Origin of the sequence: Ensifer sp. ENS03 (genome assembly GCF_014852035.1) — a bacterium.
GTDB classification, from domain to species: Bacteria; Pseudomonadota; Alphaproteobacteria; order Rhizobiales; family Rhizobiaceae; genus Ensifer; species Ensifer adhaerens.
Window position 1 is genome coordinate 1,097,159 of record NZ_JACVAV010000001.1, and the last position, 26,500, is coordinate 1,123,658.

Sequence of the window (26,500 nt, forward strand, 5' to 3'; positions counted from 1 at the left end):
TGTGCTGGTCGTGATGGAGCGGACGAACGACCGGCGCTCCCGTTAAGTTTCGGTAAGGTTCTGGAATTGGCCGCAATCGCGCTTATCTGACCGCGGTGAGCCGCATTGCCGCGGCAATGGAGCCGATGACCCGTTCATGAAAATCAAGGCAATCTTCAATCGCGACGGCGGCACGTTCCGCACGACAGACATGGCCGCCTATGGCCAGAAGGTCGAAGACGTCTTCCAGGCCGCAGGCCACCAGATCGAGATTGCAGCGGTTTCCGGAAACGAGATGCAAGAGGCGTTGGAGCGGACCTGCCGTCGCGACGACCTTGACGCCATTCTTGCCGGCGGAGGTGACGGCACGATTTCGGCCGCCGCCGGCGTCGCCTGGAAGAACCGCATGCCGCTCGGCGTCGTTCCCGCCGGAACGATGAATCTTTTTGCCCGCACGCTGAAGCTGCCGCTCGACATCTGGAAAGTGCCGGAAGTGCTGGCGAATGGCGTGATCATCGACGGTGACATCGGCAGCGCCGATGGCCGTGCGTTCGTGCATCAATTCTCCATGGGGCTGCATGCGCGCATGGTGCGCTACCGCGAATCCTACAGCTTTCGCTCAAGAGCGGGAAAGATCGCCGCCAGCACCCGCGCCGCAGTCGGAGTGATTCTCAATCCTCCGGATTTCGAGATTGAGTTCGATGTCGATGGCCACAAGGAGAGCCGTCATGTCTCGGCGGTCTCGGTTTCCAACAATCCGTTCGGCCGCGACACGCTGATGTATGCGGACGACGTGACCGCCGGCCATCTCGGCTTTTACACGGCGCCGCCGCTGAGCCCGCCAGGTGTCGCCAAGCTCGCGCTCGATGTAATGCGCGGCAAGTTTCGCGACAGTCCGCTGATTACCGCCATGAGCGGTCATGCCCTCGATCTGCATTTTCCGAAGGTCGAACGAAAGATCAACTGCGTCATCGACGGCGAACTTCTGCCCATGGGCCGCGACGTCGCGCTGCGCATTCACCCTGGCGAGCTCAAGCTGCTCGTCGGCGCGGATCGCGACGGATCGTCGATCCAGAAGTAGCCGAAACTGTAGCGATCCTCGAGCGTGCCGTGGAGATAGGGCAGGGCGAGTTGCTGCGGCTGCAAGCGCGTTTCCGGCACGCCAAAGGATTTGAGGACATCGACGAGTGGCGCCGGTGGCGCTGCACCAGCCTTGCCGTCGTTGGTCCAGACAACGAGAAGCGGCCCGGCCAGCTGACCGATCGCCGGGCTGCTGTTGTTGGCGGGCACGTAGACCTTGGCGCCGTGCAGGCGCGTTCGCAGATTGCCGGCCACCTGCTTGTTGGTGGCCAGAACCATCGCCGGTTCGCGTCCCTGCTGCTCTACGATGGTGTCGACGAGGCTGCTGTAGGGGATGCTCAGTCTCGAAACCTTGCCGAACCAAGGCCGCACGACTGCGCGGGTAGACACCACCACCAGCGTGGTCACGATGACGAAGCCGATAAAGAGGGCGACGGGCCGGACGCTACGTGTGGTGTCAACGCCGGACGCCTCGACCTTGAGGGCCAGATAGAGCGGCAGCAGGACGAGGAAGAGAACCAGCCACTTTTCCCGCATATGGGTGGCGCCGGTGACCAGCATGATGACGAGAACGGCGCCGAGACAGAGGACCAGCATGCGCCCGACGACCCGAGCCCAGAGGCTGTCGGCGCGCCAGATCGCCGGCAGGTCCTTGCGAAACACGAGGGCGAAGACGACGAGGATGATCGCTGAGCCGCGAAGCGTCGAGGCAAAGAGCGCGACGATCGCCTTCAACGCCTTCGACACGAAACCGGCTTCCTGCCCCGTTCCCATTTCCTTGAAGGTATTGCTCGACGCGGCGCCGATATTTTGCAGGACCCAGGTGCCGTGCGGCAGGGCAATCAGCGCGCAGACTGCGATTGCGACAAGGATGCGCCAGTCGAAGAGCCGGGCGCGAAGTTTCGGTTCGGGCAGGATCGCGACGATCGCCGCGACCGGAACGATCACGAAGTTGTACTTTGAGATGACGCCGATCCCGACGGCGACGCCTGTAAGAGCGTAGGCAAAGAAGGTCGGTCGGCTCATCGTCCGCAGGAATGCGTACAAGAAGAGCGAAACGGCAAATAGCGCGGCGACCGTGTGCGAGAGGTCGCGCTGGGCAAGCAGGAAGATCGGCGGCAGAGCGAGGACGCCCATTGTCGTGATGGCTGCAAGGCGCCGGTCGCCGAGAACCTCGCGGGATGCAAGGCCGAAGAAGAGACAACAGAGGAACAATAGGCCGTTCTTGAGTACGGTCATCGTCGCCACTGACGGGCCGAACAGCGAGGTCAGCCCGTATTGCAGCCAATTGTAGAAAGGCGGTTGCGAGCCGTAGCCGAGCATCAGGAACTGCGAGACATAGGCCTGCTCGGATTCGTCGATCTCGAGCGAAGTCGAAGCGGAAAGCCTCAGTGCGATGCAAAGCAGGAAGTAGCCCGCAATCAGCGCAAGGATCAGGTTTGGCCGGCGGTTGACGGCCTCAAGCATCTGTCTGGTCCCGCACGAAGACCTGCCGGACGATATAGTTCGTCGTGCCGTCGTCGCTGAAATAGGTGCGCGCCATCATTTCCGCGAGAATGCCCGTGGTGATGAGCTGAACCGACGACAGGAACAACATCACACCGACGATCAGCATCGGGCGGGTTCCGATATCGTTGCCGAGCACGAACTTGTCGAAGCCGAGATAGAGCAGGATCAGGGCGCTGAGCGCCCCCGTCGCAAGGCCGATCGAACCGAAGAAGTGTCCCGGGCGCGCCTTGTAACGCATGAAGAACAGCACCGACAAAAGATCGAGAATCACCCGGAAGGTTCTGGAGATCCCGTACTTGGATTGGCCATGCTGCCGTGCGTGGTGGGTGACCGGCATTTCGCCGATGCGGCTGCTCGGCACGACGCCTGCGACCCAGGCGGGGATGAAGCGATGCATTTCGCCCATCAGCTTCACCTGCTTGATGACGGACGCGCGATAGACCTTCAGGCTGCAGCCATAGTCGTGAAGCCGGACGCCGGTGATCTTGCCGATCAGGCGATTGGCGCACCAGGACGGGATTTTCCGAAGGAGCAGGCCATCCTGCCGGTTCTTTCGCCAGCCGACGAGCAGGTCGAGCTGACGCTCCTCGATCGCCGTGACCATCTCGGGAATATCGGCCGGGTCGTTCTGCAGGTCGCCGTCGAGCGTGGCGATCAGGCGGCCGGTGGCGGCATCGATGCCCGCCTGCATCGCGGCCGTCTGTCCGAAGTTCTTTTGCAGTTCAACGATCTTGAGGTCGATGCCGGGATCGGAAAGGGCCTTTCTTGCATTCACAAGCGTTCGATCGGTGCTGCCGTCGTCGACGAGGATCAGTTCCCAAGGGGACGGAAAATTCGCCAGCGCATCGCGGACCCGCGTAATCAGCGGCTGAATGCTGTCTTCTTCGTTGAACACGGGAATGACGACGGATAGCTCTATGGGATGCATGGGAACCGCTCATACATACGGCGCTCACGCTGCCGCAAGAATTGGACTGCTTACATAATCGTTTTCTTGCACAGTTATCGGTGATAACCAACGTTCAATCTTGCCCTTCAACACGGGAAATCGAGGCCTGATGACATCGGATTGCGAGCCTGACCGGCGATCCTGGCTCGTCCGCAACCGGATGACATTGCTGTCAGCGGGCGCCATTGCGGCCTACGCGGCCTTCGTTGAGTGGTTCTGGGGCTGGTCGGCGCTCTTGCGCCAGTGGTCCGAAATCGGCGTTGGTGCCGCATCTGTGGCCCTCTTGCTGCTCATCGCGACCTACTTCATTCGCTGCTATCGCATCTACGATTACTTCCCGAGCGAAACGTCGGGGCGTTTCCTGCCACTCTTTCGGGTCACCCAGGTCCACAATCTCCTGAACATCATGCTGCCGTTTCGGGCCGGCGAGACCAGCTTTCCTCTCCTGATGCGTTCGGAGTTTTCTGTCCCGCTCGCCAGGGGGGCGGCCGCTCTTCTGGTCATGCGCCTGCTCGACCTGCATGCGCTCCTCGTCGTGGCCGTCGTCGGATTGGTCTTCGGCAGAGGGTCGATCGGGCTCTGGCTCGTCTGGTTTGCGGCGCTTGCCTCACCGCTTCTCTTCTTTCTCTTGAAGGACCACGCAATCGCGCTGGCGCGCAGGCTCCTGCCGGCAAAGTTCGAGCCGGTCGTCGAGGAATTGGAGGCGGGCCTGCCGGGCACCGTGGCTGCGTTCCTGCGCGCCTGGGGCATGACCATCCTCAACTGGGCCGTCAAGGTAATCGTGCTCGCCTGGGTGCTGGCGTTCATGGGAGTTGCGCCGCTTGCGGCCTGTTTTGGCGGCGCGCTCGGAGGCGAGCTTTCTTCGGTGCTGCCGATGCATGCGCCGGCTGGCGTCGGGACCTATCCGGCAGCGATTGCGGCCGGTGCCGTTTCCTTCGGCGCCCCCGCCGGCCGGGCGGGCCTCGAACTGCTGGCGACCGCCGGCGTCAACGCGCATCTCCTGATCATCGTGTCCGCAGTCGCGGGCACGCTGTTGTCGATGGTTTTGGGGAAACGTCGCTAGAGCGCCGTGCCGTGGGGCAATGTCCTAGCGACGTTTTGACCTCTACTGGAACGAGGTCTCGTAGAAGCTTCTGAGCTTGCGCGAATGCAGCTTTTCCGGCGGCATCGCCGCGAGCTTCTGCAGCGCCAGGATGCCGATCTTCAGATGCTGGCTGACCTGCGTCTTGTAGAAGGCCGTTGCCATGCCCGGCAGCTTCAGTTCGCCATGCAGCGGCTTGTCGGAGACGCACAACAGCGTTCCATAGGGCACGCGGAAACGGAAGCCGTTGGCGGCGATCGTTGCCGATTCCATGTCGAGCGCGATGGCGCGCGCCTGCGACAGGCGCTTGACCGGGCCGCGCTGGTCGCGAAGCTCCCAGTTGCGGTTGTCGATGGTGGCGACGGTCCCGGTGCGCATGATCTGCTTGAGATCGTAGTCCCGATAACCGGTCACTTCGGCCACGGCATCCTGCAGCGCCACCTGCACTTCGGCGAGCGCCGGCAGCGGGATCCAGACCGGCAGGTCGTCGTCGAGCACGTGATCCTCGCGCATATAGGCATGGGCAAGCACGTAGTCGCCGAGCCGCTGGCTGTTGCGCAAGCCGGCGCAGTGGCCGAGCATCAGCCAGACGTGCGGGCGCAACACGGCGATATGGTCGGTGATCGTCTTGGCGTTGGACGGGCCGACACCGATGTTGACCATGGTGATGCCGCCGTGGCCCTTCTTCTTCAGGTGATAGGCCGGCATCTGCGGCAACCGCGGAAGGGTAAAGTCCGTCTCCGGCTTGTCGGCCCCGGCGGGCGTAATGATGTTTCCGGGCTCGACGAAGGCCGTGTAGCCGTTGCCGCCTTCCGCCATCTGCTGGCGGGCCCAAGCGCAGAATTCGTCTATATAGAACTGGTAGTTGGTGAAGAGCACGAAGTTCTGGAAATGATTGGCGCTCGTCGCCGTGTAGTGGCTGAGGCGCGCCAGCGAATAGTCGATGCGCTGCGCCGTGAACGGGGCAAGCGGCGACGGTTCGCCCGGACCTGGTTCGTAGGAACCGTTGGCGATCTCATCGTCCGTGGTCGTCAGATCAGGCGCGTCGAACAGGTCGCGCAAGGGGATGTCGATGGCATTGGCGGCCGATGCCTCGACATAGGCGCTTTCGCCGAAGGCGAAATGCAACGGGATTGGGGTGGCCGATTCCGAGACCGTGATGCCGAGACCGTGGTTGCGCGTCAACAACCCGAGCTGTTCCTTCAGATAATGCCGGAAGAGTTTTGGCCGCGTGATCGTCGTCGTATAGACGCCGGGCGCGCTGACATAACCATAGGAAAGACGGGAATCGACATGGCCGAAGCTGCTCGTCTCGATGCTGACCTGCGGGTAGCAGGCGCGATAACGGGTCAACGGCTTGCCGCCCTTGCCCAGCCCCTCGAACGCGTCGCAGAGGAACCGGGTATTGCGCTCGTAAAGCGCCTCGAGGCAATCGACTGCGGCCGCAGGATCATCGAAATACTGCGGCTCGAAAGGCTCGGGCGTTGCTGTGGAAAGGACGGAGTGTGAAGAGATTCGCTTGTTCATGTCGCATTATAGGCTGCGGCTTCTGACAAGCAAACGACAAGATGGCGGCACGCACAACCGCGGGGCGATTTGAGGCCCGTTGCTCAACGCGGGCCGGCGAGGATGATCGCACTGCCGATCAGCGCAACCGTCATGCCGGCAAGATCCCAGCGGTCCGGTCTGACGCCTTCCGCCAGCCAGAGCCAGATGAGCGATGCGGCGATATAGACGCCGCCATAGGCCGCATAGGCGCGGCCGGCCGCGGGGCTGTCGATCAAGGTCAGCAGCCAGGCAAAGAGCGCCAGCGAGAGGATTCCGGGAACAAGCCAGAGCGCAGACTTGTCGAGCTTCAGCCAGGCCCAGAAGGCAAAGCAGCCGGCAATTTCTGCAAGGGCGGCGAGGGCATAGATGAGATAGGCGGGCATCGGTTCGGGTCTGGTGGCCTTGGCTGAGACGAATCCTCTGGAAAACCAAGGATAGGAAAGCGGCTCGCCGATGCGCAAGCCGGTTAAAACAAAAGGGCGCAATGTGCGCCCCTTTCAGCTCGTAGTTCCGATCCGCAACGATCCGTCAGGTCATGGCCTGGCGCTGCAGGGTGACGAAGAGGACAAGGCCCGCGCCCTGCTTGCCGATGCCCGTGCCGCTGGCCTTGGAGTAGGCGAGCGCCCCGACCGGCGCCATCAGCAGGCTGGCGAGCGCCAGGACGCGCAGCGACAGAAAGGCCGAAGTCGAAAGTGCTGCCAGCATGTTCGTCTCTCCATCAGACCACGAAGTGATCGGCTTCAGTTGAGGCTCTGGAACTTAGCCTGCCTGGCTGCGTTAGAGCTTGGCCTGGCAGTACTGTGCCGTGTGGGCGGTGCAATCGGTCAGCGAACCGAGATAGGTGTTGCTGCGGCGACGTTCGGTGTCAGCGCTGACTGCAGCTGCAAGAGTGACAGCGAAAACGACCATCAGAAGGCTGATGATGGTGAGGCGCCGAGCGAGGATATCCATGGTTCTGTCCGTTGTTTGGAGGCAGGTTCAAATCGATTGAGTGTGTTTTCGCATACCCAAACTGAATTGATGCTGAGATGTCCGTTCATCTGGCGTTCATCTTCGGTTGTACGCCCACGGAGCCGAGAGCCGGCCGACCCCGGTGGCACTGTCCGTCGAAACGGAAGGCGTATGCTCGGGCCATTGCAAAAGGCCGGTTGAGGGCGCCGGCGAAAGGCCGCTCCGCAGATCCTTCGCGCGCATAAAAAAGGGCAGCCATCGGCTGCCCTTTCATCGTCGTAATCGAAGCGGCGATTTCTGCCGCGCCGGCTCTGTTAGAGACGGGTCCATGTCTGCGACTTGCACAGCACCTTCAGCACGCACCCCTTCATCTTCAGCGAATTGCCGTTGACAGCGCCCGAGCCGCTGTAGGTCTTGTCGGTGTCCGGATCGGTAATCTCGCCCGAGTAGCTGCCATCGGTGCCCGAAAGATTGCCGATGCGCTTGCCGGCATGCTTGCCGGTCTTCAGCGTGATGCAAAAGGCACCGCCGCAGGGGGCGATTTCCGCCGTGGCGCCGCTCGCCGTCTTCCAGTTGCCTAAAATCGGTTCCGCCGCCGCGGCGGTCCCGGCAATGCCAAGAGCCAGCGTCGCGGTGATGAGCAATGTACGTAGCATTCGTGTCCTCCAGATTGAGGCTGCCGGCGTCGTCCGCTCCGCCGGCAGCTCAAGATGTCCTCGTATGAAAAGGCAGTCTCCTCACCGCCGCGGGCAAGATAGCTTACGCGCACGTAAAGGTAAACCAGCCGAATCGCGGCCTTTGGCGCTTTTTCCTGGGCGGTTTTGAGCGCTTCTTGCGCAAGGAATTGCGCGGACTTTGCTGGCGCCGATCTTTTCGTGGTTAGCGTTTGGTTGAAATCGTCGATTGAATTTTTCGTAAATTTTGAGGCGAATGCGCGGGATTTCAGGCCTTCCGATGTTTAACAAAAACTCAAGTTTACCAAGCGTTTGAACTTTGTTTGTCGCAAATTAAGCATGCATTTTAAGCGCCCATTGAAGCCCGTCAGGCATAGTGAAGCCATAAGACGAGCGGAACGAAACGCTCCGAAAAACCACCGAGGACGACACCGCAAAAAGACGGCGCGCTTCGGAAAGGCCCGCAAAGAGGCAAGGTCGAACAGGGACCAAAACAAGTGCTGATCTGGAGCATGGTCCGCCCCAAACGGGCGGGCCGCTTCGGAAAAACCAACCAGGCAAGACAGGGACACGACAATGGCACGCTTTGATATGCAGATTGCTTCGGATGCCGCGATGGGTGGTGACAACCAGGCGGAAGTCTTTTGCGACATGGGTCTGGCCTATGCGACCGGCCACGGTCGCCCGGTCGATCTCGTCGCCGCCCACAAGTGGCTGAACATCGCGGCGATCAAGGGTTGCGACCGCGCCGTCGATCTGCGCGCCGACCTGGCGATGACGATGAGCAAGCCGGACCTCGCAGCGGCGCTGCGCGCAGCTCGCGAATGGATGACGGTTCACTGATCGGACGGGCGGCGCCCGACGGCGCCGCAAGCTGGGCCTTGAGAAAAGGGGTCAGGCGAGTTTCTTCAGGACCGCGGGCATGGCCGCTTCGAGCAGGGCCATCTCCGTCTCCGGTCCGGTGCTGACCCGGATGCAGCGATTGAGCGGCGCCACTCCCGGCATTCTTATGAAGATGCCGTGGTCGCTCATCAAGGTATCGACGATCGCGCGGGCATAGACCGCATCCCGGCCGCAATCGACGGCCACGAAGTTGGTGGCCGAGACGAGCGGCGCAAGGCCATTTTGCGTGGCGATAGCAGCAATGCGCTGCCGCGACGCCGCAATCTTGGCCGTCACTTCCTTCAGATACACCTCGTCCGCAAGTGCTGCGATTGCCGCGGCGACGCCGATCCTGTTCATGCCGAAATGGTTGCGGATCTTGTCGAAAGCCTGGGCCGTGCCCGGCGTGGTGACCACATAGCCGACACGCGAACCCGCAAGCCCGTAAGCCTTCGAGAACGTGCGCGTACGCACCACGTTCGGCATGTCGATCAGGGCGTTGATCGGCGGTAGCGCATCGGCCGGTGCGGTTTCACAGTAGGCTTCATCCAGAATGAACAGCGTCGTTTCGGGCAGGGCCCTCGCGAACTCGACAACGCGTTCGGCCGACCACCAGCTTCCCATCGGATTGTCGGGATTGGCGAAATAGACGAGCGGCGCATTTTCCTGCTTCACGGCTGCCAGTAACCCGTCGAGGTCTTCCCGGTCCCCCGCATAGGGCACTGTGACGAGCCGGCCGCCATGGCCGACGACGTGGTAGTTGAAGGTGGGGTAAGCCCCGAGCGAGGTGACGACCGGCATGCCCGGCTCGATCACCATGCGGACGATCTGGCCGAGCAAGCCGTCGATGCCTTCGCCGATCGCGAGATTGGCCGGGCTGGTTCCGAGATGGGCTGCAAGCGCCTGTTTCAGATCGTGATTTTCCGGGTCAGCATATTTCCAGGTTCCGCTGGCTGCCTCCCTCATTGCTGAAAGCACGCTCTGCGCCGGACCGAATCCGCTTTCATTGGCGCCGATGCGCGCCGCGATCGCGCGCGCGCGCTGGCGTTCGATCGCCTCCGGCCCGACAAACGGGATGGTGGACGGTAGGGATTGGATGAGCGGCGTGAAGCGAGAGAATGCGGACATGCTGAAGATAAGGCCCCGTTCGGATGACGTACGGGGGAACTTATCGCATGCTGTGGCAATTCGGAATCGTTCCCGAAAGAAAAGCTGCGGGAATCCGCCGCCTTTCGTCTTGTGGCTGGCCTATCGCCGCGGCTTTGCGTTTTTGACTTGCCCGGTGAAGAACTCCTGCCGGATGATTTCGCGCAGCAAGGTCTGCTCGATCGGCTTGATGAACTGGACGCCGATGCGCTCGCCGTTGCGATAGACCTCTGCACAGCCGATCCGAAGCGAAGTGCCGACAATGTGCAGATAATAATGTTGCGGCAGACCGATATTGGTGTCGACGGCAAAGCTCGCGCCGCCGCGCGATATGTCGATCATCCGGCAGGACCGGACCGAGACGCTTCCGAGCCCCGGCTGCACGGCGGTCAGCGTGCCCGCATGGCCGATGTTGAAACGCTCGTAGCGCCGCTCGTAAAATGGCGAGGGGACGCAGGAATACATGGTCTGGTTCTGCATGCGTCTTTCTCCGCCAGTGCCGGGTCGCACGGCACGGTCAACCTTTGACCGCATTCGTGGACCCCGGACAATTCATTTGTCCCACATCATATCGGTGGACGATTTCTACCGATGCTAGAATCAGTCTTGCAGAAGAAACTTGCAATCCCCTGAAATCGATCACTAAAAATCTAATGTCGGGGCTCGCTTGATTTGAGGAGATCAAAGTCCGCCGCTGGAAAACTGCATGCGGATGAGGCGTCTCAGGAAATCTGCCGAAAGCAGCATGTTGAAACGCACCCCGAGTTCCGCTCTCTCACGGTAAACCTCGGAGCAACCGATTTCTTCCTTGAAGCCCTCGATCTCGAGGAAGAAGTGCTTCGGCAGCGGGATCGTCGCATTGAAGTCGAGCATCGCGCCGGCAATAGAGATATGGCGCAGCAGGCACCGATACTTTGTCTTCGCTTTCAGGTGCTGGCCAATGACGAGGATCCTGCACGGTCGCTCGATGAAATAATGCTGGTGGGTCGTGGCGAGCTGGCCTGGCTTTCCCTCGGCGACATGCATTTTCATCGACATGGCAAGCTCCGTATCAGCGCAGCCCTCGGCGGATCTGTGGTGTTCTTGGCGGACTCGCCGCGCCCCCCGTGATTGAGCTAAGCACGCCGCCTTGCTTAGACCTTGTGCCATCGGCAGGCGTCGTCGCTAAATTTGGCATGCGCGCACATTGAAAGCCCCAACCTCATACGTAATACTTTCATTAGACATGACCGGGGCGCCGATGGCCGCCCCCGAGGGGTAATCGGGCGAGGCATCGTCTGTCGTTCACGCTGGGCAAGGCGGAAGACGATGATGGGTGCTGGAGGGAATAACATGGCCTTGGGGCTTGCGCGGCGGTGGCTGCCGCTTTCGATCGTCTGTGTGGCGCTGCTTGTGTCGATGCCATCAGGGGCATGGGCGGCAAAACGCGTCGCGCTGCTGATCGGCAATGAGAAATATGAAGCGACGTCGCCGCTCAACAACCCCGCCAACGACGTCGAACTGATGAAGGCTTCGTTCGAGGATGCCGGGTTCGAATCGGTGACGACGGTGCACGACGTCGGTCGCCAGGAGATGGTCAAGGCGCTGCGCGACTTCGAGGATCTCGCGACCGGTGCCGAAGTTGCGATCGTCTATTACTCCGGCCATGGCATGGAGATGAATGGCGAGAACTTCCTGCTTCCCGTCGACGCGCAACTGAAGACCGACAAGGATATCGAGGACGAGGCGATCGGCCTCGATCGAGTTCAGCGTTCGCTGGAAGGCGCGACCAAGCTCAAGCTGGTGATTCTCGACGCCTGTCGCAACAATCCTTTCGAGCAGAGCATGACGCGTTCGATCTCGACCAGGGCCGTTTCGCGCGGACTGGCGCGCGTCGAGCCCGAATCGGCCGATCTGCTCGTCGCCTTCGCCTCGAAGGCCGGCACGGTCGCGCTCGACGGGGAGGGCAAGAACAGCCCCTTCGCCACGGCACTCGCCAAGTATCTGACGGAACCGGGCGTCGATGTCCGTATCGCGCTTGGAAAGGTTCGCGACGAGGTGGTGTCGGTGACCAATCGCGGCCAGGAGCCTTTCGTCTACGGCTCGCTCGGCGGCGCCCAGATCTTTCTCAACATCAAAGAGGTGAACATCACCGTCACCAATAGTGGCGGACAGCTGTCGCCCAACAGCCAATCCGAGGCGGCTGCCGACTGGCAGAACATCCGCGATCTCGCGGACAAGGACCTGTTGACCGCCTTCCTGGCAAAGCATGGTTCGGACCCGGTCTATAAGATGCTCGCAGAAAAGAAACTGAAGCTCTTGAGCGAAGCCGAGCAGACAGCGAGCGTGACGCCGGACGAGATTGCCTGGGACGCCTTGAAGCAGTCGACCGATGCGGCGGCGCTGACGCGCTTCATCGAGCGCTACCCTGACAGCAAGCACAAGGCGGAGGCCGAGCAGCAAATTGCGGCCCTCGAGCCACGGAAGGGCCTCAACGTCTCGCCGACCGGCAAGGACACACAGGCTTCGCGCGATTGCTATTTGCTTGCCGGCGAGCCGCAGTCGATGCCCGGTTTCCTCGGGGTCAATTTCCTGAAGCTCGACGCCGAAAGGGCGCTCACCGCCTGTGCCCAGGCCGTCAACGAAAACCCTGACGATATGATGCTCGTCAATATGTTGGGGCGCGCGCAGGACGCCGGGCGGAACTATGTCGAGGCGCGGCGCAACTACCGAAAGGCGGCCGACGGCGGCAACATGTATGCGTTGACCAATCTCGCCTGGTTCTCGGTCTACGGGACCGATGGGCCGGTGGACGTCGACGAGGGCAAGCGCATGTTCGACCAGGCGGCCCGCGCCGGCAATGCCTACGGGCAGGCCTCGCTCGGCTGGCTCTATCGCGAGGGCTATGACGGCATCGCGCAGGACTATGCGGAAGCCGCCCGGTGGTATGAACTGGCGGCCAATCAGGGCTATGCCAATGCCATGGCGACGATGGGCTGGTTCCATCGCGAAGGTCTTGGCCTGCCGAAAGACCTCCAACAATCGCTCGCCTGGTATAAGAAGGCAGCCGAAAGCGGCGACGCCAACGCGATGTCGTCGCTCGGTTGGGCCTATCAGAACGGGCTGGGGACTGAGCAGAGCTACCCGGAAGCCAAGGTCTGGTACGAGAAGGCGGCCAACGTGGGTGATTCCTATTCCATGGCGCTGCTCGGCTGGTTCTACGATATCGGCAATGGTGTCGCGCAGGACTATGTGCAGGCGCGCACCTGGTATGAGATGGCGGCCAACGCCGGCAGCGCCTATGCGATGGGCAACCTCAGTCGCCTCTATGATTACGGTCTCGGCACCAAGGCGGACGCGAAGGAGGCGGTTCGCTGGGCTGCAGCCAGCGTCGAGGGCGGCGATCCGGCGAAACTCGATGAACTGAAGAGCCAGCCCAACAATTTCACGCCCGCATTCCGCAAGGAAATGCAGAACCTGCTGAAGGACCGCGGGTATTATGGTGGTCCGGTAGACGGCGAGTTCGGCGCGGCGACCCAACAGGCAATCGAGCGCCTCGCGCGCAAATCGTAGGCAACAGGCGTGCGCCGATGCGGAATCACATCGCTGCGTACGCTGGTCTTGCCTGCGGAGATGAGGGAGAACACGACGCGGCACGACGGCGGTTGCCGATCGGCCCACATGAAAATGCGAGGATTTCCCGGAAACCGACAAAAAAATCTTGCATTGGCCGCTGAGTGACACTAGTCAGGCGCTAACGGAGAGGTGGCCGAGTGGTCGAAGGCGCTCCCCTGCTAAGGGAGTATACCGGAAACGGTATCGAGGGTTCGAATCCCTTCTTCTCCGCCATTATCCCAAATAGCCCCATGTCCTTTGCGCCCCGCCCTTCGAGCGAGCATCTGGTCTCGGCTATCTCGCGACTGAATTTCATTTGTTGTGGTTCGTTGGCCGTGGCGGCAGTCGTCGCCAGGGCGCCCGTGCATTCTTGGTGCTGCGCGGTGCTGATCTTTGCAGCGTCCAGAATCACCTAGCCGGGGCGTTTGCCGAATCTCTGCGTTGATTCTGCTGATTCCCCAGGCCGCCATCCTTTCTCCACCAAGCGCTTTCTTGGAGCGAATGCTGTTTTAGGCATTCACTGGACATCTGAAACGGGGTTCGCGTCCAGCTTTTCCCCTGTTTTGGGCGGGTTTCTGCCTCTTTCTGAAACAGGCGCCCCCCACCTTCCTTATGCTAACCCCCCGTCGCTAAAGGGTTTTCTTAATGCTTTGTTAATTTTCTGCGGGGGTCTGCGGCGATTTTGTGTCGTTTCAGCAACAGGCCTCGGCGAAGGGCGATGCAAAGGACGTGAACTCGCTAGTTGGACGTTGCGCCGGTGATCCGGTCTTGTATTTTCAACTCCGGAAGCAAGGGCGGTTGATCGTCCGACTTCTTGAACGTTGGGGATGGGGCAGGGAAAGCTGTCCTTCAGCAAAATACCCAGACCCGTTTGAAACTTTTGACTGGAGGTCAGAAATGAACATCAAGAGCCTTCTTCTCGGCTCCGCTGCAGCTCTCGCAGCAGTTTCCGGCGCTCAGGCAGCCGACGCAATCGTCGCAGCAGAGCCGGAGCCCATGGAATACGTTCGCGTTTGCGACGCTTTCGGCACTGGCTACTTCTACATCCCGGGCACCGAAACCTGCCTCAAGATCGGCGGCTTCATCCGTTTCCAGGTTGACTACGGTGAGAACGCCGTTAACAAGCGTCAGGGCTGGGGCAATGCTGGCACGTCCGACTGGGATGCCTTCTCGCGCGCTTACATCTCGTTCGACGCCAAGAGCGACACCGAGTACGGCACGCTCACTGGCTTCTTCGCTGCTGAGTTCAACGCTGACAACGACACCGACGTCGGCGACAGCCTGATCGACGTTGACGAAGCCTACATCCAGCTCGGTGGCCTCAAGGCCGGCTTCTTCTACAACTGGTGGGATAAGGGCCTGAACGGCGAAACCGACTCGCTCGGCAACTTCACCGAATTCAACTCGATCGCCTACCTCTATGACGGCGGTTCGTTCCAGGCCGGTCTCTCGGTTGACGAACTCGAAGGCACCTCCACGAAGCCAAACGGTGTTGGCGTTTCCGGTATCGTATCGGCTTCGCTCGGTGGCGTTTCCTTCGACCTGCTCGGCGGCTACGACTCTGAACTCGAAGAAGGCGCAATCCGCGCTCTGCTCTCGGCTGACCTCGGCCCGGGCGTCTTCCAGGTTGCTGGTATCTGGGCTTCGAACCCGAACGCTTACTGGGAAAAGTCTGAGTGGACCGTTGCTGCGTCGTACCGCTTCAACGCGACCGACAAGCTGGCCATTACCCCCGGCGTTCAGTACTTCGACAACCTGAGCCACGGCTCGCTCACCGACTTCAGCGGTGACGATGCTTGGCGCGCTGGCGTCACCCTCGACTACAAGATCACCGAAGGTCTCGCGACCCGCGTGTCGGTCCAGTACGAAGATGCTGACGGCGAACAGGATCAGGTATTCGGCTTCGTCCGCCTGCAGCGCGACTTCTAAGATCGTCTGACCTCGGTCAGAAGAGAGAAGCCCGGCTTTCGAGCCGGGCTTTTTCGTTCTGGTATGGCACCATGAATTTTGGTCCTGCACTTGGGAATAAAGACCGCGTCGGTGCGGCTTCCTTCGGTCAGCGCGAGCGCGCGAGATCGTTTAGAAATGCAGCGATGGCGTCGCGCGGACCGTCCAGATGAAGTAGCGGCGCATGGCCCTGGCCAGGCGCGATAAAGGCAGTCATCGCATTGTGTCGCCGGCGCATTTCGCGCACTGTCGTCTCTGAAAGAAGCCGCGAATGCTCGCCCCTGACGACCATCAGGGGGACCTGGTTCATGGCGTCAAAGGGTGTCCACAGATCGGGCAATGGTGTTTCGAGTGTCAATCCGCGCAGGGACTGCGCGATTGCTGGATCGAAATCGGGAACCGGGATGCCGTCCTCGTCGCGAAAAATCGCTTTGGCCATGTCCGACCAGTCGCGGTCGGTTAAGACTGGAAAGTCGCCGCCGTGCAGTGTCCTCAGGTAGCCGGGTGCTTTCGCCCAGCTTGCCGGAGCGGCGCTGGAGTTGAGATAATCCCGGATCGCAAGCAGACCTCCAATTTCGATCACAGGCCCGATATCGTTGAGCACTGCGGCTGCAATCAACGAAGGGGCGCGATCGACGAGGTTGTGGAGGATCAGGCCACCTCGCGATGTGCCGATAAAGATTGCCTTTTCGACCGCAAAGTGAGCACAGGCCGTTATCACATCGGTCGTTTCGACGGCCACAGTGTAGCGGCTCTTATCGGCGTCGCGTTCCGAGTTGCCGCGCCCCCGATAATCCAGTGCGATGACGGGAATGCCCCGTGACGTCGAAAGAAAGCTTGCGAGTTCGTGAAAGTCCCGGCTGTTGCGGGTGAGGCCTGGCAGGCAAATGATCGGTGTTGCCGCGGATGGCGAAGGGGGAGGGCCGTAGCTTCTTGCGTAGAGCAGTAGCCCATCGGAACTACGGAAGTTATGCTCGTGGAATATGCCTTGGCCCATGCTGCTCCCTCTCGGACAGCTAAAATCTATCCGTTTGAAGGTGAGGGGCAAGTTGTTCGGGCCGACATAGCTGTTCGGCGGCCCGAGCGTAGCTGGCGATATCCAACAGATGTGACTTTTCCCCTTGCGTTGGCAGCGTTCTGCTCAACAACTTTTTAGCTCAATAGTGCGAGCTACATTGGCGTCGCGGGCCGCCATAGGGCTGGTAGCTGTTGTCCCAGGCCCTATAGGAACGATAGCGCGCATAACACCAGCGCTGGTGTGCATTGCCGCTGACGGCTCTTGGTCCGTTGTAGTATCTCGGTTGGCTCAACAAACCGCCGATGATCGCGCCTGCGGCCAGTCCGCCGATCACCGCCCCGACGTCGTTGTCGTCGTGGTCATAGTGGCGGCGATATCGATCCCGGTAGTATCTGTCGCGGTAGTACCCGCTGCGATTATAGTCGCGGTAGTCGCGATCCCGATAATAGCCATGTCGCCCGCGAAGTTCGCAATAGGGAACGGCGCAACTGGATCGGCTCTTGCGTTCTTCGCCGCGCTCGTAGGAGAATTGAACCTGTTGGACATTGGTCGTCCCGGAGACGATTGGCGGAGCGCTCGTGAACGCGCCGGCGGGCGGCACGCTGCTCAAGGCGGTCGCCAGCGAAAGGGCGACGATTGTCAAGGTCTTCATAACGTTCACCATTTCCTTCGGAAAAGTCTGGCCTTAGAAAGGAAATGGTTGAAGGCGCGGTTTGTGCCGTTGACGCTGATCACAATTATTTGATCGCGGCTGAGGCCGGCTATTGCCGTCCCATTCTCAGGTCTTCGACGATATCGGCTTTTTGCCCGAGCCTCGATTTGTAGACCTGATAGTTCTCCATCACCCGTTGGACATAGTTTCGCGTTTCCTGAAACGGAATGCGTTCGATCCAATCGACGACTTCGTCGATCGGCTTGCCGCGCGGGTCGCCGTAGCGGTCGAGCCATTCCGGAACGCGGCGCGGGCCGGCATTGTAGGCGACAAAGGTGAGGATGTAGGAGCCGCCGAAACTGCTGATCTGTTCGCCGAGATAGTGGGCGCCGAGCGTGGCGTTGTAGCCGGCGTCGCTCGTCAGCCGGTCCTGCGAGTAGGCAAGGCCGTAGCGGCTGGCAACGCCCTTGGCCGTTCCCGGCATCAACTGCAACAGACCGCGGGCGTTGGCGGTGGAGATGGCGCCCGGGTTGAAGGCGCTTTCCTGGCGCGCGATCGCATAGGCGAGTGCCTTGCCGGAGCCGTCGATATTGGCGCTTGACGGGATCACGCCCACGGGAAACGCGAGCGCTGCAACATCGATTCCGCGCCCAAAGGCAATCTTGCCGACCTGTAGGGAAAGCTGGTGGTTGCCGGTTCTTTCCGCTCGGGCTGAAAGCAGCGCCAGCTCGCCGGGGCTCGTCAGTTCGTCGGCAAGCGCCCGGTAGATGCTGTCGGCGCGCCAGGTGTGGCCTGTGCCTTCAAGCCGCGCGATGGCGCGCACCGCCTCGCGGCTTTCGAACCGCGATCGGTCGTCCGCCGCCGGGGCCGGATAGGCGACGTTCAGCGTCTTGCGACCCAGCCGGGCGGCTGCGAGTTGCCCGTAGAACGTTCCGGGATAGCGGGCTGCGTTCGCGAAATACCCGTTGGCGTCACCCGGTCCGCCGGCCTCGGCCGAGCGCCCGAGCCAGTACCAAGCGCGCGAAGCGGAGAGGGGACGGCTCGACACATCCAGAATGCGGCGGAAGTGACGCGCTGCGGTCGCCGGGTCCTCCATGCCGCGCAGGGCATACCACCCGGCATGAAACTCGGCGTCGATAATATCGGTCGCCTCGGTCGCGAGATGGCCGGCGGCGATCCGATAGGCGCCTCGAAAATCGCCGCTGTCGAGCAGCCCGCGGCTGACGACCCGTTGCTCGACCCACCATTCGCCAGGGTTGACCAGGGCGCTCTTGTCCTTGGGCATGCGCGCAAGGAGCTTTGCTGCTTCCTCGTATTTCTTTTGTTTGCGCAGGTGCTCGATCTGAATGAAGAGATAGGCTGCGTCCTTGCGCCAGGCAGGATCGACCGCTGCGATGAGGGTCGGCGCCTTGTCGCTGCCACGGCTGACCGCCGCCCAGGCGCGATAAAGCGATTGAGCTTTTCCAAGGTCGCCGAAGCGTTCGGCCTGCTCGACGCGGTTGCGATAGAGAAGTAGCACCATGCGGCGCTGATGATTGTCTGTGGTCAAGAGGCCGGAAAACTCGTCAAGGATCTTGGTCTCGATGTCCTTGTCGAGCATGTCGCGTTGCCAGATCGCACGCAGGTTCTTGGCGGCTGTGTCGGCTTTTCCGGTGGCGACGAGAGCACGCGCAAGAATGAGGGCGCCTTCCGTCGTTTCCGGCTGCGTGTTGCCGAAAGCGGCGAGCACATCGGCCGCCGGCGGGTTCTCTCGATAGAGCGCTCGTTCGGAGTTGGCGCGCAGCGATTTCAGCCCCGGCCATCCCTGCAATTCCCGTTGGGCATCGGCGATTTCAAAGGAAGGTACGCCCCGCTGGCCAGAAACGGCGATCGCCCAGGTCAATATGTGCCGGTCGAGCGTGCCTTCGAGCATCGCGTCGCGTACGGCAATCGCTGCGGCCGGCTGCTTGTTGGACAGAGCATCGAGCCCCGCCTTGAGATCGCTGCTGACGGGTCCGGCAGCCGTCGCGATGGCATTCGTGGTTTCGTTCGCGGCAATGGGGGCTGCCTTGTCCAAGAGCGCGGGCTTGCGTGTCGGAACCGGTATGCGATCAAGGGTTTCTGCGTTGCCCGTTGGCGCTGCCAGAAGCACCGCGCCGATGATGGCGGCGACAGGCAGATATATTGACCCGCGCATCAAGAACCCCGTGTTCCCCGTGTCCAACATTCATCCGCCGCCAGATTGCCCGATGACAAGACGGGCGGCCAGTATCGATCGTAACAATTGCGCCAAACCCGCTCTCGCCCTGGTTGGGCGGTCGTGATTATGCAGGCCAAACATCAAGCTTTTGCATGAAAACCGGCGTGAAATGCCGTGTTACAACGCTTGCCGCAGCCACCTCACATGATTATGGTGCGGCAGTTTTTTAACCGTCGATTACGGCCAAAGCATGAGTGCAGACTTCGCTTTTACGCCGTCAGGAGTTGTGCATGTTCAAGGGTTCCATTCCCGCTCTCGTAACACCGTTCACCGCCACCGGCGCGGTGGATGCGGATGGTTTCGTCGCGCATGTGGAATGGCAGATAAAAGAAGGCAGCCATGGCTTGGTGCCCGTTGGCACCACCGGCGAGTCTCCGACCCTTTCACATGATGAGCACAAGAAGGTGGTCGAGCTCTGCATCGAAGCGGCTGCCAAGCGCGTGCCTGTTATCGCCGGCGCCGGCTCCAACAACACGACGGAAGCGATCGAGCTTGCACAGCACGCCGAAAAGGCTGGCGCCGATGCGATCCTCGTGGTTACGCCCTACTACAACAAGCCGACGCAGAAGGGCCTCTTCGCGCACTATGCCGCGATCGCCGAGAGCGTGAAGCTGCCGATCGTCATCTACAACATCCCCGGCCGCTCGGTCGTGGATATGAGTGTCGAGACCATGGCGGCGCTCAGCAAGGCTTACGCCAACATCATCGCCGTCAAGGATGCCACCGGCAAGATCGAGCGCGTCTCCGAGCAGCGCATGGCCTGTGGTCCGGAGTTCGTCCAGCTTTCGGGCGAAGACGCAACCGCGCTCGGCTTCAACGCCCATGGCGGCGTTGGTTGCATTTCGGTCACGGCAAACGTTGCGCCACGCCTTTGCGCCGAGTTCCAGCAAGCGACGCTTGCCGGCGATTATGCCAAGGCGCTTGCCTATCAGGACAAGTTGATGCCGTTGCACAAGGCAATCTTCATGGAGCCGGGTCTCTGCGGCGCCAAGTATGCGCTGAACCGCCTCGGCCGTATGAGCCGCACCGTGCGCTCGCCGCTGTTGCCGACGCTCGAGCCGGCAACCGAGGCTGCGATCGATGCAGCACTCAGACATGCAGGATTGATGAACTGATGGCACCCAAAGGAAGCCAGCGCACGGTCAACAAGGTTGTGGCGGAAAACCGTAAGGCCCGCTTCAACTACGAGATCGTCGACACCTACGAGGCCGGTCTGGTTTTGACCGGCACCGAGGTCAAGTCGTTGCGCGAAGGCAAGGCCAACATTGCCGAATCCTATGCGACGGACGAGGGCGGCGAGATCTGGCTGATCAACTCCTATCTGCCGGAATATCTGCAGGCGAACCGTTTCAATCATGAAACGCGGCGGCGGCGGAAACTGCTCCTGTCGAAGCGCGAGGTCAACCGGTTGCAGGGCGCCGTCAACCGCGAAGGCATGTCGCTGATCCCGCTGAAGATCTACTTCAACGATCGCGGCCGCGCCAAGTTGGAGCTGGCGCTCGGCAAGGGCAAGAAGCTGCACGACAAGCGGGAGAGCTCGAAAGAACGCGACTGGAACCGGCAGAAAAGCCGCCTGCTGAAGGACCGCGGCTAAGAAAAATCGCTTTGCGTTGCATCCGACAAAGACGGCCGATGCAACGCAGCTGTCGGCCACGGCGCGCTGAAAGCCCTGCCTGCAATTCTTGATATTTATTGAGAGAACTCAACGATCGACGCCGTTGACGCGGAGTGGTTCAAGCGGCGCTCGCGCAATCGCGATCACGCGCCTTGCGTTCGAATGAACGCCTCAGATCTCGACCGGATCGGCCACCGGCTCGGTGTTGTGTCGCGGGGTACGTTCGGACGGTTCGCGGCCGATTTCGGCACGCAGCGTCGCAAGATCGATAAAGTGGTCGGCCTGGCGGCGCAGGTCGTCGGCAATCATGGGCGGCTGCGTCGACATGGTCGAAACGACAGAAACCTTGCGCCCCCTGCGCTGCAGGGCTTCAACCAGCGTGGTGAAATCGCCATCGCCGGAGAAGATGACGAGGTGATCGACGGTTTCGGACTGTTCCATGGCATCGATCGCCAGTTCGATATCCATATTGCCCTTGATCTTGCGGCGGCCGAGCGAGTCGGTGAATTCCTTGGCCGGCTTCGTCACGACCTTGTAACCGTTATAGTCTAGCCAATCGATGAGCGGGCGGATTGAAGAGTATTCCTGATCCTCGATGAGGGCCGTGTAGTAGTAGGCGCGCAGCAGATAGCCGCGCTTCTGGAATGCTTTCAGGAGCTTACGATAGTCGATGTCGAAGCCGAGGCTTTTCGATGCCGCATAAAGATTCGCGCCGTCGATAAAGAGTGCGATTTTTTCGCGGGGGTCGAACATCGTCTTTCCTTTTTCAATCGCGGCGCATCAAAGGCCGCCTGCCGGCGGGTGCGCAAAAGTAAGTCGATTACATTAATAATTGCTGATATGGCAAATAATGTAGCTTATGTATTGCATTATTCCAGCCGCGCGCTCGCGAATATAGCTAGTTTTAGCAGTTGCTATAGATCGTCCACATCTCTGGGTCGCTTTTTCCATCAGGGGCTTTATTTATGGCCAGAAAATACAACCGTAATGTGTGAGCGACGTCTCCAACTCATTCGCATCGCATTTTATCACGAAGTGTGACGTTACGTGAGCGTCCCTTGAAGGAAAAACTTGAACTTGCCTTGTTTTGATTGTATCCGGGCGCTTAATTCCAGAAATCGGACCCGATGAGGCGCCGTCAGGCGACTGCTCCGGTTTCGTGTTGTCAATCCGTGCAGCGGCGATGCCGCCGCGCTTCGAGCCCAAAAGGACAGGCAATGGCCCGCGTCACCGTCGAAGATTGCATCGACAAGGTCGATAACCGTTTCGAACTCGTTCTGCTTGCCAGCCACCGCGCGCGCCTGATTTCTCAGGGCGCCGCCATCACCATCGATCGCGACAACGACAAAAACCCCGTCGTCGCGCTCCGCGAGATTGCAGACGAGACCCTGTCTCCCGGCGACCTCAAGGAAGACCTGATCCACTCGCTGCAGAAGCATGTCGAAGTGGACGAGCCCGAGCCCGATCCGGCTTCGCTGCTTCAGACCGATGCCGAGACGACGTTTACCGAAGTCGCCGAAGACGAAGATCAGCCGGAAGCCATCACCTTCGACCGCATGTCGGAAGAAGAGCTGCTTGCCGGTATCGAAGGTCTGGTGCCGCCGGAAAAGAGCGACGACTACTGAGATCCGTCGCGGAACGTCCGTTCCCACGTGTTTTCAAAGCAGTGCGCCACTCGTATGATTGGCGCACTTTTTTATTGATTTCTTCTAGAGCGAGAAAAGGAAACTGTTTGCGGTTTTCCGCCCGCATCCCGCTCTAAATTAGGAGAACGATCACGTTTATGATTTTAGGTCGATGGGACTTGAAATCATCATGATCTAGAGGATCGCCAGCGAATGATGCGCCAATACGAGCTCGTTGAGCGCGTGCAGAAGTACAAGCCCGACGTCAATGAAGCCTTGCTCAACAAGGCTTACGTCTATGCGATGCAGAAGCATGGCCAGCAGAAGCGGGCAAGCGGCGATCCCTACATATCCCATCCTCTGGAGGTGGCGGCGATCCTGACCGAGATGCGTCTCGACGAGTCGACCATCGCCGTTGCTCTTCTGCACGACACGATCGAGGACACGACGGCCACACGGCAGGAAATCGACGATCTCTTCGGCGAGGATATCGGCGCGCTCGTCGAAGGACTGACGAAGATCAAGAAGCTCGATCTCGTCACCAAGAAGGCCAAGCAGGCGGAGAACCTGCGCAAGCTGCTGCTCGCCATTTCGGACGATGTGCGGGTTTTGCTCGTGAAGCTCGCCGACCGGCTGCACAACATGCGCACGCTCGACCACATGTCGGCGGAAAAGCGCGCCCGCATCTCCGAAGAGACCATGGATATCTACGCGCCGCTCGCCGGCCGCATGGGTATGCAAGACATGCGTGAGGAGCTTGAAAACCTCTCGTTCCGCCATATCAATCCCGAGGCCTTCGAAACGGTCACCCGGCGGCTGGAAGAATTGTCCGAGCGCAACGAGGGCCTGATCAAGAAGATCGAGGACGAGCTTCGCGAGCTGCTTCAGGCCGAGGGCCTGAAGGCGGCGCAGGTGAAGGGTCGGCAGAAGAAGCCCTATTCGGTCTTCCGCAAGATGCAGTCGAAGTCGCTGTCCTTCGAGCAGCTGTCCGACGTCTGGGGCTTCCGCATCATCGTCGACGATATCCCGTCCTGCTACCGGGCGCTCGGCATCGTCCATACGCGCTGGCGCGTCGTCCCGGGCCGCTTCAAGGATTACATCTCGACACCGAAGCAGAACGACTACCAGTCGATCCACACCACCATCGTCGGCCCGTCCCGCCAGCGCATCGAGCTACAGATCCGCACCCGACGCATGAACGACATCGCCGAATACGGTATCGCGGCGCACTCGCTCTACAAGGACAGGGAGGGCAAGGAGGGTGCGTCGGCAGATGCGGCCCTGTCGCCGACGTCGAACGCCTATTCCTGGCTCCGGCGCACGATCGAATCGCTCGCGGAAGGCGACAACCCGGAAGAGTTCCTGGAGCACACCAAGCTCGAACTTTTCCAGGATCAGGTATTCTGCTTCACGCCCAAGGGCCAGTTGATCGCACTGCCGCGCGGCGCGACGCCAATCGACTTTGCCTATGCCGTTCACACAAATATTGGTGACACCTGCGTCGGCGCCAAGATCAACGGCCGTATCATGCCGCTGGTCACCCGCCTCAATAATGGCGACGAAGTGGAGATCATCCGCTCGGGCATCCAGGTGCCGCCGCCGGCCTGGGAAGAAATCGTCGTTACCGGCAAGGCCCGCTCGGCGATCCGCCGCGCGACGCGTGCGGCCATCCGCAAGCAATATGCCGGCCTCGGCTATCGCATTCTTGAGCGCACCTTCGAGCGCGCCGGCAAGAGCTTTTCGCGCGAGGCGCTGAAGCCGGCGCTGCATCGGCTCGGTCAGAAGGAAGTCGAGGACGCCATCGCCTCCGTCGGCCGTGGCGAGCTTTCCTCGCTCGACGTGCTGCGTGCGGTCTTCCCGGATCATCAGGACGAGCGGGTCACGGTGAAGCCCAGTGCCGACGACGGCTGGTTCAACATGCGCAGTGCCGCCGGCATGGTGTTCAAGTTGCCGGGCCGCGGCAAGGATGCCAACGGTGTCGCCCAGGTCGAGGGGCCGGAGGCCCTGCCGATCCGCGGTCTCTCGGGCAATGCCGAGGTTCATTTCAGCCCGGCCGGGGCCATCCCGGGCGACCGCATCGTCGGCATCATGGAGAAGGACAAGGGGATCACCATCTACCCGATCCAGTCGCCGATCCTGCAGAAGTTCGATGACGAGCCGGAGCGCTGGATCGACGTGCGCTGGGATCTGGACGAGGCCAACAGCAGCCGCTTCATCGCCCGCATCGCGATCAGCGCCCTGAACGAGCCGGGGACGCTGGCCGAGGTGGCCCAGGCGATCGCCACCAGCGACGTCAACATCCGGACTTTGTCGATGGGGCGCGTGGCTGCGGACTTCAGCGAACTGCAGTTCGACCTCGAAGTCTGGGACCTGCGCCAGCTCAACCACCTGATCACGCAGCTCAAGGAATTGCCGAGCGTGTCCATGGTGAAGCGCCTGTTCGAATGAGCCGACTGGCCGCGCCTTGCGCAAATGCCTGCAAAACAGGCAGCCTGCGCGGGGCGAAATGGCAAGCCATGCCATCAGCGCATGGCTGCCGCTATTTCCTGTGTCTGGTGGAACAGGGACCTCTAAACTATCTTCTCGGTCGGGAGGTAAACAAAGAGGTTTGCCATGTTTAATCAGTTGAAGAAGATCACCCGCGCTCTGCGCGTCCCCACTCAGGAAGAGCGCGAGCTCGCCTATCTCAATAACTCGGTCGACCGTATCGACCTCGAGTACCGCCAGCGCCAGATCGATCGCGGCCTGTTCCGTAACTACTAAGCCCGCTGCGTCCCGTCTTCTGGCGGGATGCCGAGCCATGCGTTCGGTGGATGGCTCGCCTGCGACATGCGCGCGGCGCCTGTGCGGGTTGCAAGCGACAGGCAGGACGCCTATCTTGCGGCCAGAAAACAGGCGGACGCGCGGTCTTGTGCCGGCTGACGGCTTCAAGACGCGGTCATGACGGCATATGTTATTCAGGCGCAGAAAACCGGTTACGATTTCCGAAAGGCTGCGGTCCATCGTTTGGCCGCGCAAGGGTTTTGCACGCGGCCTGCGTTATGTGACGCTGCGTGTGTTGCGCCTTTCATCGACACCGCATTCGATTGCCGTCGGCGTGGCGGCGGGTGCCGCTTCGTCCTTCACGCCATTTTTCGGTCTGCACATCCTTATAGCGGTTGCGCTCGCTTTCCTGTTCTCGGGCAATCTCGTGGCGGCGGCGATCACGACCGCGCTCGCCAATCCCGTCACGATCCCGATGATCCTGACGGCGTCCTACGAACTCGGGACGGCAATCCTCGGCGTCGAGAGCGCACACGCTGCGAGCTCGGCCGACGTCATGCGCATGGTCGAGCACCTCGACCTTCCGGCCCTTTGGGGTCCGGTGTTCAAGCCGATGCTGGTCGGCTCATTGCCGCTCGCGGCAGGCGGCGCCGTCCTTTCCTATATTGCGGCCTACCAGGCGGCCCGGCTCTTCCAAAAGCGCCGCGGGGCACGCACCAAAGAGCTCGGATCCTCTTCATGATCATAGGCATAGGCAGCGATCTGATCGATATCAGGCGGATCGAAAACTCGCTTTCCCGCTTCGGCGAGCGCTTCGTTCAGCGCTGTTTCACCGAAATCGAGATCACCAAGTCCGAAGGGCGGAAGAACCGCGCGGCATCCTACGCCAAGCGCTTCGCCGCCAAGGAAGCCTGTTCCAAGGCGCTCGGTACAGGCCTCGCGCAGGGCGTCTTCTGGAAGGACATGGGCGTCATCAATTTGCCGGGCGGCAAGCCGACAATGAACCTGACCGGCGGTGCCGCCGCGCGTCTGGAGCAGATGTTGCCGCCGCATCATCGCGCCGCCATTCATCTGACGATTACCGATGATTTCCCACTGGCCCAGGCCTTCGTGATTATCGAGGCGCTGCCCGTTGCCCCGATTGAGGGAACGGTTTAGAGCATTCCGCTGGAAAAACCGGCCCTGACCGATTGAAGGGGCGGCGGTTTGCAGCATATGAGACCGGGATTGCGCGCAGTCCAAAGCCGG

At 61.0% G+C, this 26,500-nt stretch carries 26 protein-coding genes and 1 tRNA gene; 13 read left to right on the forward strand and 14 right to left on the reverse strand.

The features are described 5' to 3' along the window. Positions 1–136 precede the first annotated feature (136 nt). On the forward strand, positions 137–1,060 hold the full coding sequence (locus IB263_RS05385) for a diacylglycerol kinase family protein (protein ID WP_060522090.1): 924 nt from the start codon (positions 137–139) through the stop codon (positions 1,058–1,060). Here the strand turns inward: IB263_RS05385 and IB263_RS05390 are convergent. Further along, the gene (locus IB263_RS05390) at positions 997–2,526 is read right to left on the reverse strand and encodes a glycosyltransferase family 39 protein (protein WP_060522091.1); all 1,530 of its coding nucleotides are present in this window, start codon (positions 2,524–2,526) and stop codon (positions 997–999) included. The genes IB263_RS05385 and IB263_RS05390 overlap by 64 nt on opposite strands. Further along, positions 2,519–3,496 carry a glycosyltransferase family 2 protein gene (locus IB263_RS05395; protein WP_034804195.1) on the reverse strand — a complete coding sequence of 326 codons (978 nt, stop codon included), beginning with the start codon at positions 3,494–3,496 and terminating at the stop codon, positions 2,519–2,521. Before IB263_RS05395 ends, IB263_RS05390 begins: the two co-directional genes overlap by 8 nt. Before the next feature lie 130 nt (positions 3,497–3,626). Between IB263_RS05395 and IB263_RS05400 the strand changes: the two genes are divergently transcribed. Then, on the forward strand, positions 3,627–4,580 hold the full coding sequence (locus IB263_RS05400; RefSeq protein WP_192437853.1) for a lysylphosphatidylglycerol synthase domain-containing protein: 954 nt from the start codon (positions 3,627–3,629) through the stop codon (positions 4,578–4,580). Between the two features lie 42 nt (positions 4,581–4,622). On the opposite strand, the gene IB263_RS05405 is transcribed toward IB263_RS05400, so the two are convergent. The 5 genes from IB263_RS05405 to IB263_RS05425 all read right to left on the reverse strand — a co-directional run bounded on the left by IB263_RS05405 (position 4,623) and on the right by IB263_RS05425 (position 7,753). Next, positions 4,623–6,125, reverse strand: coding sequence for an AMP nucleosidase (locus IB263_RS05405; protein WP_112985627.1), 1,503 nt, complete (start codon positions 6,123–6,125; stop codon positions 4,623–4,625). An 83-nt stretch (positions 6,126–6,208) separates the two neighbouring features. Then, positions 6,209–6,529 (reverse strand): YnfA family protein, encoded by a 321-nt coding sequence (locus tag IB263_RS05410; protein ID WP_112771218.1) that lies wholly within the window; start codon positions 6,527–6,529, stop codon positions 6,209–6,211. Between the two features lie 145 nt (positions 6,530–6,674). Next, a complete protein-coding gene (locus IB263_RS05415; protein WP_162251053.1) occupies positions 6,675–6,851 on the reverse strand; it encodes a hypothetical protein in 177 nt (58 codons plus the stop codon). Positions 6,852–6,923: 72 nt separating this feature from the next. Beyond that, positions 6,924–7,097, reverse strand: a complete 174-nt coding sequence (locus IB263_RS05420) for a hypothetical protein (RefSeq protein ID WP_034804185.1) — start codon at positions 7,095–7,097, stop codon at positions 6,924–6,926. A 314-nt stretch (positions 7,098–7,411) separates the two neighbouring features. After that, a complete protein-coding gene (locus IB263_RS05425) occupies positions 7,412–7,753 on the reverse strand; it encodes a DUF2147 domain-containing protein (RefSeq protein ID WP_034804181.1) in 342 nt (113 codons plus the stop codon). Positions 7,754–8,347: 594 nt separating this feature from the next. Between IB263_RS05425 and IB263_RS05430 the strand changes: the two genes are divergently transcribed. Next, positions 8,348–8,614: a sel1 repeat family protein gene (locus IB263_RS05430; protein ID WP_034804178.1), complete on the forward strand. Its 267-nt coding sequence runs from the start codon at positions 8,348–8,350 to the stop codon at positions 8,612–8,614. A 51-nt stretch (positions 8,615–8,665) separates the two neighbouring features. Here IB263_RS05430 and IB263_RS05435 read toward each other — a convergent pair whose 3' ends face one another. The 3 genes from IB263_RS05435 to IB263_RS05445 all read right to left on the reverse strand — a co-directional run bounded on the left by IB263_RS05435 (position 8,666) and on the right by IB263_RS05445 (position 10,837). After that, on the reverse strand, positions 8,666–9,781 hold the full coding sequence (locus IB263_RS05435) for a pyridoxal phosphate-dependent aminotransferase (protein WP_192437855.1): 1,116 nt from the start codon (positions 9,779–9,781) through the stop codon (positions 8,666–8,668). A gap of 120 nt (positions 9,782–9,901) precedes the next feature. Then, the gene (locus tag IB263_RS05440; RefSeq protein WP_034804171.1) at positions 9,902–10,279 is read right to left on the reverse strand and encodes a PilZ domain-containing protein; all 378 of its coding nucleotides are present in this window, start codon (positions 10,277–10,279) and stop codon (positions 9,902–9,904) included. Positions 10,280–10,480: 201 nt separating this feature from the next. Beyond that, positions 10,481–10,837 carry a hypothetical protein gene (locus IB263_RS05445; protein ID WP_192437857.1) on the reverse strand — a complete coding sequence of 119 codons (357 nt, stop codon included), beginning with the start codon at positions 10,835–10,837 and terminating at the stop codon, positions 10,481–10,483. Positions 10,838–11,131: 294 nt separating this feature from the next. Here IB263_RS05445 and IB263_RS05450 point away from each other — a divergent pair, with 294 nt between their 5' ends. The 3 genes from IB263_RS05450 (at position 11,132) to IB263_RS05460 (ending at position 15,322) form a co-directional block, all read left to right on the forward strand. After that, a complete protein-coding gene (locus tag IB263_RS05450) occupies positions 11,132–13,351 on the forward strand; it encodes a caspase family protein (protein WP_192437859.1) in 2,220 nt (739 codons plus the stop codon). Positions 13,352–13,537: 186 nt separating this feature from the next. Beyond that, positions 13,538–13,627: transfer RNA gene (locus IB263_RS05455), tRNA-Ser, on the forward strand. Positions 13,628–14,290: 663 nt separating this feature from the next. Then, complete coding sequence (locus IB263_RS05460) at positions 14,291–15,322, forward strand: porin (RefSeq protein WP_060604138.1); 1,032 nt, start codon at positions 14,291–14,293, stop codon at positions 15,320–15,322. A 127-nt stretch (positions 15,323–15,449) separates the two neighbouring features. On the opposite strand, the gene IB263_RS05465 is transcribed toward IB263_RS05460, so the two are convergent. The 3 genes from IB263_RS05465 to IB263_RS05475 all read right to left on the reverse strand — a co-directional run bounded on the left by IB263_RS05465 (position 15,450) and on the right by IB263_RS05475 (position 19,186). Continuing rightward, entirely contained in the window at positions 15,450–16,337 is an 888-nt protein-coding gene (locus IB263_RS05465) for an alpha/beta fold hydrolase (RefSeq protein ID WP_192438023.1), read from the reverse strand. A gap of 160 nt (positions 16,338–16,497) precedes the next feature. Next, complete coding sequence (locus IB263_RS05470) at positions 16,498–17,010, reverse strand: BA14K family protein (protein ID WP_192437861.1); 513 nt, start codon at positions 17,008–17,010, stop codon at positions 16,498–16,500. Positions 17,011–17,119: 109 nt separating this feature from the next. Further along, the gene (locus IB263_RS05475) at positions 17,120–19,186 is read right to left on the reverse strand and encodes a lytic transglycosylase domain-containing protein (RefSeq protein ID WP_192437863.1); all 2,067 of its coding nucleotides are present in this window, start codon (positions 19,184–19,186) and stop codon (positions 17,120–17,122) included. 293 nt (positions 19,187–19,479) lie between these two features. On the opposite strand from IB263_RS05475, the gene dapA reads away from it, so the two are divergent. Beyond that, on the forward strand, positions 19,480–20,364 hold the full coding sequence (gene dapA, locus IB263_RS05480) for a 4-hydroxy-tetrahydrodipicolinate synthase (protein WP_192437865.1): 885 nt from the start codon (positions 19,480–19,482) through the stop codon (positions 20,362–20,364). Beyond that, entirely contained in the window at positions 20,364–20,843 is a 480-nt protein-coding gene (smpB, locus tag IB263_RS05485) for an SsrA-binding protein SmpB (protein ID WP_034804150.1), read from the forward strand. The genes dapA and smpB overlap by 1 nt, the downstream gene beginning before the upstream one ends. A 192-nt stretch (positions 20,844–21,035) precedes the next feature. Here the strand turns inward: smpB and IB263_RS05490 are convergent, their stop codons facing one another. After that, the gene (locus tag IB263_RS05490) at positions 21,036–21,617 is read right to left on the reverse strand and encodes an NYN domain-containing protein (RefSeq protein WP_034804147.1); all 582 of its coding nucleotides are present in this window, start codon (positions 21,615–21,617) and stop codon (positions 21,036–21,038) included. Positions 21,618–22,081: 464 nt separating this feature from the next. On the opposite strand from IB263_RS05490, the gene rpoZ reads away from it, so the two are divergent. The 5 genes from rpoZ (at position 22,082) to acpS (ending at position 26,410) form a co-directional block, all read left to right on the forward strand. Then, positions 22,082–22,489, forward strand: coding sequence for a DNA-directed RNA polymerase subunit omega (gene rpoZ / locus IB263_RS05495; RefSeq protein ID WP_034804144.1), 408 nt, complete (start codon positions 22,082–22,084; stop codon positions 22,487–22,489). 213 nt (positions 22,490–22,702) lie between these two features. After that, a complete protein-coding gene (locus IB263_RS05500) occupies positions 22,703–24,937 on the forward strand; it encodes a bifunctional (p)ppGpp synthetase/guanosine-3',5'-bis(diphosphate) 3'-pyrophosphohydrolase (protein WP_034804141.1) in 2,235 nt (744 codons plus the stop codon). A gap of 165 nt (positions 24,938–25,102) precedes the next feature. Next, positions 25,103–25,252, forward strand: coding sequence for a DUF3563 family protein (locus IB263_RS05505; protein ID WP_112975742.1), 150 nt, complete (start codon positions 25,103–25,105; stop codon positions 25,250–25,252). Between the two features lie 187 nt (positions 25,253–25,439). Further along, on the forward strand, positions 25,440–25,994 hold the full coding sequence (locus IB263_RS05510; protein ID WP_192437867.1) for a DUF2062 domain-containing protein: 555 nt from the start codon (positions 25,440–25,442) through the stop codon (positions 25,992–25,994). After that, on the forward strand, positions 25,991–26,410 hold the full coding sequence (gene acpS / locus IB263_RS05515; protein ID WP_060580956.1) for a holo-ACP synthase: 420 nt from the start codon (positions 25,991–25,993) through the stop codon (positions 26,408–26,410). The genes IB263_RS05510 and acpS overlap by 4 nt, the downstream gene beginning before the upstream one ends. The last annotated feature ends 90 nt before the right edge of the window (positions 26,411–26,500 follow it).

Bases quoted from the DNA above. Each gene is read 5' to 3' on its own strand.
- IB263_RS05385 (WP_060522090.1), top strand. From the start codon at position 137: ATGAAAATCAAGGCAATCTTCAATCGCGACGGCGGCACGTTCCGCACG.
- IB263_RS05390 (WP_060522091.1), bottom strand. From the start codon at position 2,526: ATGCTTGAGGCCGTCAACCGCCGGCCAAACCTGATCCTTGCGCTGATT.
- IB263_RS05395 (WP_034804195.1), bottom strand. From the start codon at position 3,496: ATGCATCCCATAGAGCTATCCGTCGTCATTCCCGTGTTCAACGAAGAA.
- IB263_RS05400 (WP_192437853.1), top strand. From the start codon at position 3,627: ATGACATCGGATTGCGAGCCTGACCGGCGATCCTGGCTCGTCCGCAAC.
- IB263_RS05405 (WP_112985627.1), bottom strand. From the start codon at position 6,125: ATGAACAAGCGAATCTCTTCACACTCCGTCCTTTCCACAGCAACGCCC.
- IB263_RS05410 (WP_112771218.1), bottom strand. From the start codon at position 6,529: ATGCCCGCCTATCTCATCTATGCCCTCGCCGCCCTTGCAGAAATTGCC.
- IB263_RS05415 (WP_162251053.1), bottom strand. From the start codon at position 6,851: ATGCTGGCAGCACTTTCGACTTCGGCCTTTCTGTCGCTGCGCGTCCTG.
- IB263_RS05420 (WP_034804185.1), bottom strand. From the start codon at position 7,097: ATGGATATCCTCGCTCGGCGCCTCACCATCATCAGCCTTCTGATGGTC.
- IB263_RS05425 (WP_034804181.1), bottom strand. From the start codon at position 7,753: ATGCTACGTACATTGCTCATCACCGCGACGCTGGCTCTTGGCATTGCC.
- IB263_RS05430 (WP_034804178.1), top strand. From the start codon at position 8,348: ATGGCACGCTTTGATATGCAGATTGCTTCGGATGCCGCGATGGGTGGT.
- IB263_RS05435 (WP_192437855.1), bottom strand. From the start codon at position 9,781: ATGTCCGCATTCTCTCGCTTCACGCCGCTCATCCAATCCCTACCGTCC.
- IB263_RS05440 (WP_034804171.1), bottom strand. From the start codon at position 10,279: ATGCAGAACCAGACCATGTATTCCTGCGTCCCCTCGCCATTTTACGAG.
- IB263_RS05445 (WP_192437857.1), bottom strand. From the start codon at position 10,837: ATGTCGATGAAAATGCATGTCGCCGAGGGAAAGCCAGGCCAGCTCGCC.
- IB263_RS05450 (WP_192437859.1), top strand. From the start codon at position 11,132: ATGGCCTTGGGGCTTGCGCGGCGGTGGCTGCCGCTTTCGATCGTCTGT.
- IB263_RS05460 (WP_060604138.1), top strand. From the start codon at position 14,291: ATGAACATCAAGAGCCTTCTTCTCGGCTCCGCTGCAGCTCTCGCAGCA.
- IB263_RS05465 (WP_192438023.1), bottom strand. From the start codon at position 16,337: ATGGGCCAAGGCATATTCCACGAGCATAACTTCCGTAGTTCCGATGGG.
- IB263_RS05470 (WP_192437861.1), bottom strand. From the start codon at position 17,010: ATGAAGACCTTGACAATCGTCGCCCTTTCGCTGGCGACCGCCTTGAGC.
- IB263_RS05475 (WP_192437863.1), bottom strand. From the start codon at position 19,186: ATGCGCGGGTCAATATATCTGCCTGTCGCCGCCATCATCGGCGCGGTG.
- dapA (WP_192437865.1), top strand. From the start codon at position 19,480: ATGTTCAAGGGTTCCATTCCCGCTCTCGTAACACCGTTCACCGCCACC.
- smpB (WP_034804150.1), top strand. From the start codon at position 20,364: ATGGCACCCAAAGGAAGCCAGCGCACGGTCAACAAGGTTGTGGCGGAA.
- IB263_RS05490 (WP_034804147.1), bottom strand. From the start codon at position 21,617: ATGTTCGACCCCCGCGAAAAAATCGCACTCTTTATCGACGGCGCGAAT.
- rpoZ (WP_034804144.1), top strand. From the start codon at position 22,082: ATGGCCCGCGTCACCGTCGAAGATTGCATCGACAAGGTCGATAACCGT.
- IB263_RS05500 (WP_034804141.1), top strand. From the start codon at position 22,703: ATGATGCGCCAATACGAGCTCGTTGAGCGCGTGCAGAAGTACAAGCCC.
- IB263_RS05505 (WP_112975742.1), top strand. From the start codon at position 25,103: ATGTTTAATCAGTTGAAGAAGATCACCCGCGCTCTGCGCGTCCCCACT.
- IB263_RS05510 (WP_192437867.1), top strand. From the start codon at position 25,440: ATGTTATTCAGGCGCAGAAAACCGGTTACGATTTCCGAAAGGCTGCGG.
- acpS (WP_060580956.1), top strand. From the start codon at position 25,991: ATGATCATAGGCATAGGCAGCGATCTGATCGATATCAGGCGGATCGAA.